The organism is Longimicrobiales bacterium (genome assembly GCA_035764935.1).
Lineage (GTDB): Bacteria > Gemmatimonadota > Gemmatimonadetes > Longimicrobiales > RSA9 > DASTYK01.
Genome location: DASTYK010000056.1, coordinates 1 through 13,687, shown reverse-complemented (window position 1 = coordinate 13,687; position 13,687 = coordinate 1). Strand labels below are relative to the sequence as shown.

Genomic DNA, 13,687 nt, shown 5'->3' with positions numbered 1-13,687 from the left:
GTGCTCTCCGTGGTACAAAAGAGAAGCCCGAAGAACCTACTTGCCGACAGTCGACTTCTTCAGTTCCGCATGCACCCGTGCGTTTTCCTCCCACGGCCGGCGGTCGAAGTAGCTCTTCGTCAGCTCTGCAACCTTGCCGCTCAGCAGCAGCAGCGCGATCAGGTTCGGGAACACCACGATCGCCAGGAACGTGTCGCCGAGCGCCCAGATCGCGTCGAGTGATGCGACCGCACCCACGAAGTGCATGAGCACGAACACGATGCGGTACGGCATGACCGCCTTTGCGCCGAACAGGTAGTGGGCGCAGCGGTCGCCGTAGTAGCTCCAGGAGATCGCAGTCGAGATCGCGAAGAGCAGCACGCCGAGCACGACGATGTACTGGCCGAAGGTGCCGGGCAGTCCGACCTGGAAGCCGAGCATCGTGAGCGGCGCACCCGTCTCGACCGCGTCGCCGTAGAGGGCCTGGTACTCGGTGCCGTCCGCGCCGACCGCGACGCCGCGCGCCGGATAGATGACGCCGGTGAACGGCTGCGTCTGGTTCACGTCGGTGAAGAACTCGTCGACACGCACGTCGTGCCAGCCGAAGCGCGAGTCGCCGGGGTTGGTGATGACCGGCAGACCGTTCTCGATGCGGTACTCGTCGGGCATCGGCGCGGAGCGGGCGATGCTGCCGTCGGGCAGGTCGGCGACCCACGTGACATCGCCTCCCGAGATCGCAAGCTCCGTCGGGTGCTTGTCGTCCCAGACGTTCGTCATGATGATGACCAGTCCGGTCATCGTGCAGATGACGAGCGTATCGATGAACGGCTCGAGCAGCGCGACGACGCCCTCGGAGACCGGCTCGTCCGTCTTTGCAGCCGCATGCGCGATCGGAGCGGAGCCCTGGCCGGCCTCGTTGGAGAAGAGGCCGCGTCGCACACCCCAGATCATCGTCACCAGGATCGCACCCATCCCGGTGCCCGCCACGCCCGCGGTCGGGTTGAACGCCTCGCGGAAGATGAGCCCGAACGTCGGAATGACGTCGCCGAGGTTCATCAGGATGACGATCAGGGCGCCACCCACATAGATCGCCGCCATCAGTGGGGCCAGTACGCCCGTGACCGCACCGATCCGCGTGATGCCGCCGAGAATCACCGCACCCACGATGGCCGCGCTGATGATGCCCGTGACGGCCGGCGAAACGTTCCACTGCGTCTGCACGGTGTCGGCGAGGGTGTTCGCCTGGATCGCGTTGCCGGTGAGGAACGCAGTCAGACCGAGCAGCACGGCGAACAGCACCGCCATCCACTTGAACTTCGGACCGAGGCCGCGCTCGATGTAGTACATCGGGCCGCCCGAGACGGTGCCCTCCCACTTCTTGGCGTCGTAGTCCGGGCCCTGCACGTGCCGGTAATGCTGCGCGAGCGTGACCTCGGAGTACTTGGTCGCCATGCCGAGGAACGCCGTCAGCCACATCCAGAACAGCGCGCCGGGTCCACCGTAATGGATCGCGATCGCCACACCCGCGATGTTGCCGATTCCGACCGTGGCCGAGAGAGCCGTCGAGAGCGCCTGGAAGTGCGAGACGTCGCCGGGCTCGTTGGGGTCGTCGTACTTGCCGCTCGTCACCCCGAAGCCGTGACCCAGGCGCCGGATCTGGACGAAGCCGAGCCGCAGCGTCAGGAAGATGCCGGTGCCGATCAGCAGGATCGCGAAGAGCGGCACCGCCTCGCCGTTGAAGCTGGGGCCGAAGCTGGCGATCGGATCCAGAACACCCTGCACCCAGTTCGCGCCGGATTCCAGGCTCTCGATGAAATTCATTCGTCACCTCGTGAGGATTTCACCCGGCAGCCTCGCCGGGGCTGGATTTCGACACGGCACCGCCGGAGGCATCCGCGGTGAGAACGCGCCACGGCGCCGGGACCCGCCCGATCCTGTCGTATTGCACGTCTGGGGTGCCCGATCAGGGCATTTCCATTTGGGAAGGCGGCAAGTTGAGCCCTCGGCGGGATGCTCGCAAGGTTTCCGTGAGGATCCACAACGGTGACCGGCAGGACCGGTCGTCTTTCCCGCCTCGGCGGACGCGCTCTCTGGCGCTTCTCTTGCCTCTGTGACGAGCGATGACCGCGACGAACAACGACGGTGATGCGACGTCCCGGCGCCCGCCTGCTCGCCCCCTGCTCGCACGTGCGCCGGGCTACCCCGCGCTCGAGCCGGTTCACGAGCCTCACCTGCACCCCGAACTGGCCGCATGGCGGCGCAACGTCGGGTCTGCCGTCGCACTGGACCTGGCGCCGCGCCTGGCCCACCCGGTCACGGGGCTCGACATCGTCTGCTGGAACGTCGCGATCGGCCGCGCCGACATCGGCGAGCTGCTACGCCGCATACAGGACGGTGCGTACGACGAGTTCGGCCTGCGCAGCGACCGCCCGCTGGTGCTGCTGCTGCAGGAGGCCTATCGCGGTGGGGCCGATGTGCCGGAGCGGCCGCACGATACGCGACACGGCGGCCGGATCGTGCCGGGTCGTACCGACGTCCTGGAGGTTGCCGAGCTGATGGGCTTCAGCCTCCGCTACGCGCCCTCCATGCGAAACGGCGTGCATCGCAGCGATCGGGGCAATGCGATTCTTTCCAGTGTCGCACTGGAAGGCACGCACGCGTTTCTGCTGCCGTACGTGCGGCAGCGGCGCGTCGCGCTGACCACGCACATCGCGGGGCTGCCGGAGCTCGTGCTCGCCAGCGCGCATCTCGACACGGGCGGTTCGCCGCCGGGCGGCTGGCAGATCCGCTACGGTGCCGGTCGCCTGGTCCAGGCCGCCGAGCTCGCGCACCGTCTCATCGATCCGGAGCACGCGGCCAGTGTCGTGCTCGGCGCCGACCTCAATGCGCCGCTCGGCATGCGCGATCCGGTCGTGCGGGCGCTGCTCGATGGCGGGCTGCACCTGGCCCGGCGGGTCGGGACGTGGCGCCACACCTATCACGCACGCGTGCGCCTGCCGCTCGACTACGTACTCTATCGTTCGCCGGCCAACCGGATTCGCGACGTCTGCGTCGAGCGGATCGATGAGGTGCCCGGCGATCGCTCGGCGCGTGTCTTCGGCTCCGACCATCACCCGCTGTTCGCGCGCGTCGACTTCGTCGACGCGGTAGACCCGCACATCGACGGTACGTTCGAATGAGCGACATCCTCGCCGGACCCTGGTGGATGAACGTCCTCGCCGCCATCGGCGTGCTGGCGATCGGGACCGCCATCATCACGCTGTTCTTCAAACTCGGGCGCCGCCCCGACCGGATCTGGTCGCATGCCGGACCGCCGCTCGGCAGTGCCGACTTCATGCGGGGCATTGCCGGGATCGTGAATGCCCCGATCCGCCACGGCGGGACCGCTGAGCTGCTCAGCAACGGTGACAGCTATTTCCCGCGGATGCTCGAGGACTTCGAGCGCGCGGAGCGCACAATCAACGTGTCCGCTTACATCTGGGAACCGGGCGACATCTCTGAGAAGGTGCTCGACGTCCTCGCGCGACGCGCTGCCGATGGCGTCGAGGTGCGCGTGCTCGTCGACGCGATCGGTGGGCTGCGGATTCCGGATGACGGGGTCGAGCGACTGCGACAGGCGGGTGGCAAGGTCGAGCGATACCGGCCGCCGGTGTTCGGCAAGCTCACGCGTGTGCACCGCCGGAACCACCGTCGCGCGATCGTGATCGATGGGCGGATCGGCTACACCGGCGGCGCCGCATTCGGCGACAAGTGGGTCGGTGACGCGCGCAACGAGGACGAGTGGCGCGATGACATGGTGCGTCTGACCGGCTGCGCGGCCGGAACACTGCAGCCCGCGTTCACGGAGCTCTGGGCCTACACCTGCGGCGAGATCCTGACCAGCACCGATCACTACCCCGACCACGACTCCTACGAGGATCCTGGATCGGCGGCTCATCGCATCGACTGGCACACAGGCGTAGTCAGCTCACCATCCTCCGACGAGTACCCGCTCCGCCTGTTCTTTCTGCTCACGTTCCTGAGCGCGCGCGAGCGCCTCTACATCACCACCCCGTACTTTACGCCGGACCGCAACACCCGGCACATCCTGGCGCAGCGCGCCCGTGACGGCGTCGACGTCCGGCTGCTCATGCCGAACGAGCACACCGACGCCGCCCCGATCCGCCGCACCAGCCACTACTACTACGAGCCGCTCCTCGAGGCCGGCGTCCGCATCTACGAGTACCAGCCGACGATGGTCCATTCCAAGCTGCTCGTCGCCGACGGCATCTGGAGCATCGTCGGCTCCGCCAACATGGACATCCGCTCCAAGGAGCTGAACAACGAAAACATCGTGGCGATCCAGGACGCGAGCTTCGCGCAGTCTCTCGAGGAGCAGTTCCTCGAGGACCTCGAGCGTGCTGTGGAGTTCGATCTCGAGACGTGGAGAACGCGGCCATGGCGGAGCAGGGTGGTCGAGCGGCTGTCGGCTGTGTTTGCCGAGCAGTACTGATTCAATTTTCTACCACGGAGCGCACAGAAGGCACTGAGGACGGCACGGAGGATTCATCACCCGGCCTCACGCTGCGGGGTCGTCATTACAGTTCCTTATTAGTTCTTGTTGGATTCTCGTGGCCGAACGCTCGACGCCGGGCCTCGAGCGTGCGGTGGCCGCAGACCCTTGCAAGAAAGACTCTGTGCAGTCTCAGTGTTCTCGGTGCGCTCTGTGGTCGACAAACAGGTTGAAAAATCGAAGAGCCTGGGAAAACGGCCCGGGCTCTTCGGGAGCGACTACTGCTGATCCGCCGTCACCGCCGGATCAACCTCCAGCCAGTGCGAGAACCACTGTCTCAGCCGGCCGAGCCGGTCCACGAGCAGCCATGGCTCGCCGGTGCGCGACAGGTCATGCGTCGAACGTGGGTAACGGACGAACTCGACCGGCACACCGTGCTTCTTCAGCGCGACGAACCACTGCTCCGCGTCCGTCATCGGCGTGCGGTGGTCTTCCTCGGACTGCACGATCAGCGTCGGCGTGCTCACGTTGCGCGCGTAGCGGATGGGGGAAAGCTCGTCGTAGAGCTCGGGGTTGTCCCACGGCTTGCCATGGAACTCGAACTCCGTCAGCCCCTGCGCGTCGCTGGTGCCGTACCATGACCACCAGTTGGAGATCATGCGGTCGGTCTGCGCTGCCTTGAACCGGTCTGTCTTCGTCGTGATCCACGCGGTCATGAAGCCGCCGTAGCTGCCGCCCGTCACGCCCATGCGCGTCGAGTCGACGTCCGGCCGCTGCGCGACGATATCGACCGCCTTCATGATGTCCTCGTAGTCCTCCATGCCCCAGCGCGCGCGTGTCGTGTACGTGAAGTCGGCGCCGTAGCCCGAGGAGCCGCGCGGGTTCGTGTACAGCACGAACATCCCGGCGCCCGCGATGTTGTGGAACTCGTCGAACCAGTTCTCGCCGTACGCGGAGTGCGGGCCACCGTGGATGTAGAGGACGAGCGGATACTTCTGCCCCTCCTGGTAGCCGTACGGCTTCATCAGCCACGCCTCGATCTCGCGGCCTCCGACCGACTCGTACGTGAAACGCTCCGCCTCCGGCCACGCGATCTCCGCGTTGAGCGCCTCATTGAATGCCGTCAGGCGACGCTCGTTGTCGCCGTCGACGTCGGCGACGTACAGCTCCGTGGGCGCGGTGACCGACGTCGCGACGTAGGCGACGCGCTCCATGTCGCGGTCGTAGCTCACGTCGTTGATGCGACGGCGTCCGCCGAGCAGCTCCGTGATCCGGCCATCGTCCGTATCGAGCCGGTGCAGCGCCGTGCGTCCGCCGATCGCTGCCGTGAACAGCAACTCATCACCGGAGCGCCACTCCATCCCGGACGGCTCGTACTGCCAGTCGGTCAGCACGTTGCGCGGGGTGCCGCCCTGGCGGTCCACGATGTAGATGCGGCGCGGCGCGGTGCGTGTCTCGCTCGCCATGAACGCGATGCGGCGGCTGTCCGGCGACCACGTGAGCTGTGCTTCGTTGCCCATGTGCTCCGCCACCTTGCGCGGCTCGCCGCCGTCGATCGGCATCACGTAGATGTCCACGTCATTGCGCGGCTGCTCGTCGCGGACCGGGTCGTACGGCAGGCGCGCGAGCGAGTCGCGTTCGGCCTCGACGACGGAGTCCGGCCGCAGTGAGGCGTCCGCGGTGAACGCGATCCAGCGGCCGTCGGGCGAGACGGCAACATTGCGATGCGAATAGGCTGCGCGCGTGAGCTGCACCCTGGCCGTGTCGCCGAGCGCCTGGCGGTAGATCTGCGCGGCCTGCCACTCGCGCGGCTCGTCGCGGTTCGGCGTGAAGCCCGGGCCATTTCGCTTGTACGGCAGATCGACGATGTGCATGCCGTCGAAGCGCGCCGAGTTCAGTGGTTGCGTGATCGCGTCGTGCGGCGGCCGCGCCATCGGCTTCATCTTCGCGAACGGGCCTTCCGCCTCCGTCGAGTCGGACTCCTCGTCGCCGTCCGGCTCCTCGGCAAAGACCACGAACGCGCCGCTCCTCGGCATCGAGCCACGGCGGTAGCCATCTGCCTGGAACGCCTCGCCGCCCGGTCGGTCCATCCGCAGCGCCCACGTGTTGCCGTCGCCGTCGCCGCCGGGCCGCCGCGACGTGAACAGCAGCAGCGAACCATCCGGCGACCACCACGGGCTCGAGCTCTCCACGCCGGGCGCCGTGAAGCGGACCGGCTCGCCACCGCGCGCCGGCACCACCCAGATCTCCGAGTGCCGCTTGTTCTCCTTCTCCTTCACCGTCGTCACGGTGAACGCGATCTGCGAGCCGTCCGGCGACAGCGCCGGATCACTCAGCGTGGTCAGCCGATACCAGTCGGCTGGCGTGAACGCCCGCTTCTGCGCGCTGAGCGGCGTCGCAACCAGCAGCAGCGCCAGTACGACGAAGGTCTTGCTACGCATCGTGCTCTCCCGGGGTGGTGGTGCGATGATTTTCCAGGGCGGCGAGGAGCTTGTCATGGATCCCGCCGAAGCCGCCGTTCGACATGATGACGATCACGTCACCGTCGCTCGCGCTGTCCGCGAGGTGCGCGACGATCCTGTCGACCTCAGGGATGTAGGCGGCCACGCGGCCGCTCGACTGCAGCGACGCGACGACCTCGTGCGGGTCGAGCGCCGTCTGTTTCGTGTAGCGTTCCGGATGGAACAGTCCGGCAAGAACGATCTCGTCCGCCAGCTCGAGCGCGCGCGTGTACGGTTCCTGGAATTCGCGACGCTGTGCCGTATAGCTGCGCGGCTCGAACACCGCGACGATGCGACGCCCGTCGTAGCGCTGCCGCGCAGCGCGCAGGGTCCCGTCCACCGCAGTCGGATGATGCGCGAAGTCGTCGATCACGGTGACGCCGCGCACCACGCCGCGCAGCTCCATGCGACGTCGCACCGAGCGGAACGTGCGCAGCGCTTCCTGCACCTTCGCCGGCTCGGCACCCACCGCATGGGCGGCGCCGATCGCCGCGAGACAGTTGCGCACGTTGTACGCACCGGCGAGCGGTGTCTCGACTGTGCCCCACTCACGGCCTTCGTGCAGCACGACGAAGCGCGTCATGTCCTCGTCGTAGCGGATGTCGCGCGCGGCCCAGGTCAGGGCGGCTTCGGTCAACCCGAACGATGCAACCGGCGCGAACGAATTCGCCGCGAGCTCACGCACGATCGGCGACTCCCAGCCGGCCACCAGCGTGCCACTGCGCGGGATCTGGTTGATGAAGCGCGAGAACGCGAAGCGGTACGCCTCCTCGTCGCGGTAGATGTCCGCGTGATCGAACTCGATGTTGCCGACGATGGCCGTGCGCGGCAGGTAGTGCCACATCTTCGGACCCTTGTCGAAGTACGCGGTGTCGTACTCGTCGGCCTCGATCACGAAGTAGTCGGAGTCGGTCAGGCGGAACGAGCTGCCGAAGTTCTCGGCCACACCGCCGATCAGGAACGACGGGTTGAACCCCGCGACCTCGAGCAGCCAGGCCAGGATGGACGTGGTGGTGGTCTTGCCGTGCGTGCCCGCGACCGCCAGCACATGCCGGCCACGCAGGAACTCCTCCTTGATCACGACCGCCGCCGCCGTGTAGTACAGCCCCTCGTCGAGGACGTACTCCAGCTCGGGATTGCCGCGCGAGATCGCGTTTCCGACGACGACCACGTCCGGCCGCGGATCGAGATTCTGCGGGCCGAAGCCTTCCGCGTACGGAATGCCCAGCGACTGCAGCTGCGTCGACATCGGCGGGTAGACGTTTTCGTCGGAGCCGGTGACGTGATGCCCGGCCGACTTCAGCAGCCCCGCCAGCGAGCCCATCGCCGTGCCGGCGATGCCGATCAGGTGGTAGTGCCTGCGCTGCAACCGCGGATTTCCTTGAGAGGGGGGAGGAACACCGGAATGTGGGAAACGGGGGGCGGGGAGTAAAGTCGCGGGCTTCTCGCCGGCTGCCACGAGCTCTGCGAGGGCACGCGAGAATCGCGTGCTACCACGGAACTCTGCCGGTGGGCGCTTTCGGGGTCGCGAGTCTCGCACACGCACACGCACGCGCACATGGGTGTGGCGGGGCTGCGGCTTCTGCGCGGCGTCGTGACCCGAATCGCGTGCCCGCCCGTGCCCGTGCCCGGTGCCCCCGTTCCCGCTCCCAAACACGCAGAGCCGCCATCGACCGCAAGGCAGGGACGAATCTGACCCAACCGCTGCCGACGCCGCGCGGGGACAGCAGCCCTGCAACACCCGTGTGCACGTGCGTGTGCGTGTGCGAGACTGGGGACCCGAAAAGAGGACCCGGCGCAACGCGGCAGAACTCCGCCAGCCCGGGAACCGGGCGTCGCCCGGGCATCGGACACTCCCGCCTCCCCAATGGCTGGACACCCGATGGGTCCCTGCTTACCTTAAATGGCTTGGATGTCGCAAGGACTACCGGGAGTGTTATGATCGAGATCCAGATCGGCGAAGGCGATCGCATCGAGTGGGCGCTGAAGCAGTTCCGTCGCAAGATGCTGCGCTCGGGGCTCTTCAAGGACATGAAGAAGAAGCGCTTCTACGAGAAGCCCAGCGAGGCGAAGAAGCGGAAGGCGGCGGACGCGCGTCGTCGTACCGCGCGCGCCAAGCGCCGCGGCCGGTAGTTCCGGGAGCGCGCGGCCGCCGGTCGCGCGCTCTGACCAGCCTCCCCCGACAATGAGCAGTGAGCGGCCGCGCTCCGTGCGCGGGCCCGGCGGCGTGTTCCTCGATCCGTGGTTCACACCGGCGGATCGTCGCTCGTTTTCCCATTTTCTCCGCTGGCGCCTTGCCCGGCTGCGCGAGGGCGTCGCTCCTGATCCGCGTCCGGATGAGCTGCAGCCCGCACGGCCCCAGCTCGTCGACAGGGTCGCGGGCGAAGTCCGCCTCACGTGGGTCGGCCATTCGACGTACCTGATCCAGCTTCCCGGCGCCAACCTGCTGACCGACCCCGTCTGGAGCCGGCGTGTCTCGCCCGTGCAGTGGGCCGGGCCCGCCCGGATCCGGCCGCCGGGCGTCGCATTCGACGAGCTGCCGCCCATCGATGCGGTGCTCCTGTCGCACGACCACTTCGACCACCTGGACCGGCCGACCGTGCGCCGCCTCCACCGGCGGTTCGGTGAAGGGCTGCAGTGGATCGCGCCCCTGGGCCATGCGGACTGGCTGCGTCGGCAGGGCATCAGGAGCGCGACCGACCTCGACTGGTGGGAGGGCACGCGCGTGCGTACAAAGGCGGGCGAGCTGGAGGTGACCGCGCTGCCCGCCCGCCACTGGACGCGCCGCGGGCCGGCGGCCAGCCCGCGCCTCTGGGCCTCCTTCGCCCTGCGTGCCGACGGCGTCAACGTCTACTACGGCGGTGACAGCGCGCTCGCCCCGTTCTACGACCACATCGGCCGCGAGCACTCTCCCTTCGACGCCGTGCTGCTTCCCATCGGCGCCTACGAGCCTCGCTGGTTCATGCAGCCGGCGCACATGTCACCGGAGGAGGCCGTCGAGGCCTACCAGCAGCTCGGCGCCCGCGGCCTCTTCGCCGCCATGCACTGGGGCACCTTCCGCCTGTCCGACGAACCCCCGCTCGACCCCCCGCAGCGCACCCGGGCCGCATGGCAGAACGCCGGCCTGCCCGAGCACGACCTGTGGATCCCGAGGCACGGCGAAACAAAGATCCTGAGGAAGTAGGGCAGGAAGCAGGAAGCAGCGGCCGAACGGCAGCGATCTCACGCCGTGGACGTCGTCTGACAGACGCTGACGCCGCGCAGAAGCACAGGCACGGCTCGCACCTGCCCGGGCGCGGGCGCCTGCGCTCCGACCGTGCGCCCTCGCTGATGCAGCCGCCGCATCCGGGCAAAGTAAGCGCGCACGCGCATGTCTCCCGCGCACGTGCGAGCCATGAAATGGAAAACGGGCCGCCCGATATCGGACGGCCCGTTCATCATGTCACTCCGCGCTCAACTACCATCCCGGCGAAATCACGAAGCCCCAGTGCCATCCTTCGTCCGGCCGCTGGAACGGATACGCGTAGTAGGTCTCCAGCACCATGAAGCCGAGCAGGTTCACGCGCGCCGAGATGCCGGTCGAGAAGACGGGCACGCGCTCGGGCGTGCGGCGAGAGAACTCGAACGTCGGCTCCTCGCCGCTCGACCAGGCGACGCCCGCGTCGAAGAAGGGCGACAGCTCGAGCGGGGCGTAGGGGAAGTTGATCAGCCCGAAGTCGTTCGTGCCGAGCAGCGGGATGCGCAGCTCGAAGTTCGCGACGGCGATCCGCGAGCCGAAGAGGCGGCCGTACTCCGGGCAGGCGTCGGTCTCGGTCGGGTGGCACTCGGTCACTTCGAAGGAGTCCGACGCGTAGCCGCGCACCAGGGTCTCGTAGCCGACATAGATGTCGTTCAGCACACGCGTGTTGTCATCGGCGATCCCCTCCGCGCCGGCGCCGTAGCGGCCGAGGTGCATGCCGCGCATCGCGAGTGACACCGGTCGCATGAAGAAGTAGCGCCGGTAGTCGGCGACGACCGTGGTGTAGTCGAGCGAGCCGAATGTCGGTGAGGCGGAGAGGCGGAAGCGCTCACCCGAGATCGGCGACGTGAAGCCGAAGTACGAATTGTCGCCCACGAAGGCCGCCGACACTTCGAAGAAATGCAGCGGGTCACGCGACTCGACATCCTCGCGGATGACATCCGTGAGCTGCCTGCCGGTCGCGTTGTCGAAGACGACGCGCCACACCTCGGTGTCGAAGCCGTAGCGCGTGTACCCGGCCGACATCTCGAAGCGACGGGTCATGGAGAACGGGTAGTGCGTGAGCAGCCCCGCCTGGTCCACGTAGATGCGCTGGCGGTACTGCTGCAGCTCGGTCGTGCCCGGCTGGGGACCGGCGGCCTGCGCCCAGAACCCCGTCAGGTACGGGATGTGTCCGACGACGGCACCCCAGTTCCACCGGTTCTTGGCATTGATGTACTGGGCGATGCCGCCGATGTCCTTGAGCTCGCCCTGTGCCTGGACCGCGACGCCGAGCTGGTGATCGCCCAGCATGTCCGAGAAGAACGCGGACACGCCACCGACCACGCCCGTGCCGAAGCTGCTCACCCCGACGCCCAGTGACGGCGCGCCGATGTAGTCGAGCGAGATGCTCGGGCTGTACTCCTGGACTTCGAAAGCGACGTTCGCCGGCGGCAGTCCGCGCTCCGGCTCCGCCAGGTACTCGTAAACGAGCCCGCTGCCGACTGCCTGCACGGGCGGCAGCACGGCCGCGACCGAGGTCGGATCGGCGATATCCGATCGGACCAGCGTGCCCGTCGTGCGCGCGGGCTCCAGCCCGTAGATGTGCTGGCCCGCATTGATGAACACGGAGAACAGCATGCGGCCCGTGCGGTCCGCGACGCTCAGCGCAGGCGACATGTCCGTCACGCCGCTCACGCCCGTCGCGACACGCGTGATCTGGAAGATCTCGCCGCTCTGCAGGTCCAGCCTGAAGATGTCGCTGAAGCCCTCGGGGTTGCCGATGAAGTAGAGGCTGCGCCCGTCGGGCGAGTACTGCGGGTTGATGTGCTTTACCCCGGGGAACGCGTCGATCAGCTCACGCTGCCCCGTCTGCACGTCGATCATCGCCAGCCGCTGCTGCCCGAAGACCAGCGTCTCGAAATTCGTGTCCGGTCCCTCGTCCGTGGAGTAGACGATCTTGCTGCCGTCGGGCGAGAAGTCCGGGTGCAGGTTCGAGTAGCGGTCCTCCGTCAGCTGCCTCACGTCGCCCGACTCGATGTGCATCAGGAACAGGTCGCCCAGGCCGTTGCGCATGCCGGAAAACGCGAGCGTCCGGCCGTCGGGCGACCAGGTCGGGCTCGACACGGCGCCCACGCCGGCCGGCTCGAGCTTGCGCACCACGTTGCCTCGCTCGACGTCGACGATCTCGATCCGGTTGTCGCCCTCTTCAAAGGTCACGTATGCGAACATCCGGCTGTCCGGCGACCAGGCGCCCGACGACTGGATGAAGCTGAGCGCGTCGTAATGCGGGCTGTTCTGCGGGCTCGCCAGCTCGCGGATCACGCGGCCGGTAACCGCGTCGGCGAGGTAGAGATCGACGGTGAAAAGGTCACGACGACCGAAGTATGCGACGAAACGCCCGTCCGGGCTCACTGCCGGCGCCAGGTGCATCGCGCCCAGCTCGTCGCTCACCAGCAGCGGCGTGCCCGCATCCTCCGGCCGCTGCCGCCCCTGGATGGCCGGGAGATAGGCCGTGCGGATCGACTCGATCCACTGCTCCGAGATCTGCTCCGAGGTGACGCCGAGCACGCGCTCCAGCGCGGTCTCCCACCCGGCACGCGTCGCGAAGCGGAACAGCTCCGTCACCGCGCGGTCGCCCCAGCGCCCGGCGATGTACGCCCACAGCGCCTGGCCATAGCGGTACGGGAAGAATCGCGGGTCCCGTCCGAGCTGCTGGATGGTCGGCAGCTCGCCACGAAGGGCTGCGTCGCGCAGCCACATCGCGGTGTTCGCGTCCACGCGCCCGAGCGACAGGTACTCCGCCATCCCTTCGATCAGGAACAGCGGCAGCGTGTTCAGCCCCTGCAGCCCGGTCGGACCCGTCTGTGCGACGTCGTACTGGAACACGTGCACCAGCTCGTGGCCGAGGACGTGATCGTTGTCCTCGTAGACGCCGGTCCACGGCATGATCACCCGGTTCTTCAGCCCCTCCGTGACACCCCCCGTGCCTTCGGTCAGCGCACTGGAGATCACGTTGGTCTGCTGGAAATCCGGATGGTCCGCGTAGAAGATGAGGGGCTTCTCGTCGAACTCGTGCTGGAACGCGTAGGACAGCCGCGTATACCACCGCTCCGCCATCCGCGCCGCGTCGTTCGTGATGATCTCGGTGCCGGGGTAGTGGTAGATGCTGAAGTGGTCGGACTTCAGGACCTGCCAGTCGAAATCCTCATACTGCACCTTCTGCCGGCCGAAGTACTGTCCCTGTGCAGGCTGTGCCGCGAGGACCGCCAGCATCGAGAACAGGAGCGCGCGTAGCGATCCTACAGCGGACAGGCGAGACATCCTGACCCCCTGCATCGATGTGAATGAACGCCAGATCTGGAAGACGCGGAAGTGCAAGGCTTATACCGGGTCGAACGTTCGTACGTTCCAGCTCCTGTAGCTGGCCCCAGAGTACTGCGATACGGGGATTCACGCGAATCATCGTCGCGTGCGTGGTCATAAGTGCGACGAAGT

8 protein-coding genes are annotated in these 13,687 nt (G+C 67.5%); 4 read left to right on the top strand and 4 right to left on the bottom strand.

The features are described 5' to 3' along the window. Nucleotides 1-36: 36 nt before the first annotated feature. Nucleotides 37-1,800, bottom strand: a complete 1,764-nt coding sequence (locus VFU06_04500) for a sodium:alanine symporter family protein (protein HEU5208651.1) — start codon at nt 1,798-1,800, stop codon at nt 37-39. Between the two features lie 299 nt (nt 1,801-2,099). On the opposite strand from VFU06_04500, the gene VFU06_04495 reads away from it, so the two are divergent. Further along, the gene (locus VFU06_04495; protein ID HEU5208650.1) at nt 2,100-3,158 is read left to right on the top strand and encodes an endonuclease/exonuclease/phosphatase family protein; all 1,059 of its coding nucleotides are present in this window, start codon (nt 2,100-2,102) and stop codon (nt 3,156-3,158) included. After that, nucleotides 3,155-4,471, top strand: a complete 1,317-nt coding sequence (locus VFU06_04490) for a phospholipase D-like domain-containing protein (protein HEU5208649.1) — start codon at nt 3,155-3,157, stop codon at nt 4,469-4,471. Before VFU06_04495 ends, VFU06_04490 begins: the two co-directional genes overlap by 4 nt. A 278-nt stretch (nt 4,472-4,749) precedes the next feature. Here the strand turns inward: VFU06_04490 and VFU06_04485 are convergent, their stop codons facing one another. Both VFU06_04485 and mpl read right to left on the bottom strand, forming a co-directional pair. Beyond that, nucleotides 4,750-6,912: a S9 family peptidase gene (locus VFU06_04485; GenBank protein HEU5208648.1), complete on the bottom strand. Its 2,163-nt coding sequence runs from the start codon at nt 6,910-6,912 to the stop codon at nt 4,750-4,752. Next, on the bottom strand, nt 6,905-8,341 hold the full coding sequence (mpl, locus tag VFU06_04480) for a UDP-N-acetylmuramate:L-alanyl-gamma-D-glutamyl-meso-diaminopimelate ligase (GenBank protein HEU5208647.1): 1,437 nt from the start codon (nt 8,339-8,341) through the stop codon (nt 6,905-6,907). Before mpl ends, VFU06_04485 begins: the two co-directional genes overlap by 8 nt. 569 nt (nt 8,342-8,910) lie before the next feature. On the opposite strand from mpl, the gene rpsU reads away from it, so the two are divergent. Together rpsU and VFU06_04470 are read left to right on the top strand one after the other, a co-directional pair. Beyond that, nucleotides 8,911-9,105 carry a 30S ribosomal protein S21 gene (gene rpsU / locus VFU06_04475; GenBank protein ID HEU5208646.1) on the top strand — a complete coding sequence of 65 codons (195 nt, stop codon included), beginning with the start codon at nt 8,911-8,913 and terminating at the stop codon, nt 9,103-9,105. A 52-nt stretch (nt 9,106-9,157) separates the two neighbouring features. After that, the gene (locus VFU06_04470; protein HEU5208645.1) at nt 9,158-10,156 is read left to right on the top strand and encodes an MBL fold metallo-hydrolase; all 999 of its coding nucleotides are present in this window, start codon (nt 9,158-9,160) and stop codon (nt 10,154-10,156) included. A 273-nt stretch (nt 10,157-10,429) separates the two neighbouring features. On the opposite strand, the gene VFU06_04465 is transcribed toward VFU06_04470, so the two are convergent. Continuing rightward, nucleotides 10,430-13,465, bottom strand: coding sequence for a BamA/TamA family outer membrane protein (locus tag VFU06_04465; protein ID HEU5208644.1), 3,036 nt, complete (start codon nt 13,463-13,465; stop codon nt 10,430-10,432). Nucleotides 13,466-13,687: the final 222 nt, after the last annotated feature.

Coding starts and splice junctions, on each gene's coding strand:
- VFU06_04500 (HEU5208651.1), bottom strand. CDS start 1,800: ATGAATTTCATCGAGAGCCTGGAATCCGGCGCGAACTGGGTGCAGGGT.
- VFU06_04495 (HEU5208650.1), top strand. CDS start 2,100: ATGACCGCGACGAACAACGACGGTGATGCGACGTCCCGGCGCCCGCCT.
- VFU06_04490 (HEU5208649.1), top strand. CDS start 3,155: ATGAGCGACATCCTCGCCGGACCCTGGTGGATGAACGTCCTCGCCGCC.
- VFU06_04485 (HEU5208648.1), bottom strand. CDS start 6,912: ATGCGTAGCAAGACCTTCGTCGTACTGGCGCTGCTGCTGGTTGCGACG.
- rpsU (HEU5208646.1), top strand. CDS start 8,911: ATGATCGAGATCCAGATCGGCGAAGGCGATCGCATCGAGTGGGCGCTG.
- VFU06_04470 (HEU5208645.1), top strand. CDS start 9,158: ATGAGCAGTGAGCGGCCGCGCTCCGTGCGCGGGCCCGGCGGCGTGTTC.
- VFU06_04465 (HEU5208644.1), bottom strand. CDS start 13,465: ATGCTGGCGGTCCTCGCGGCACAGCCTGCACAGGGACAGTACTTCGGC.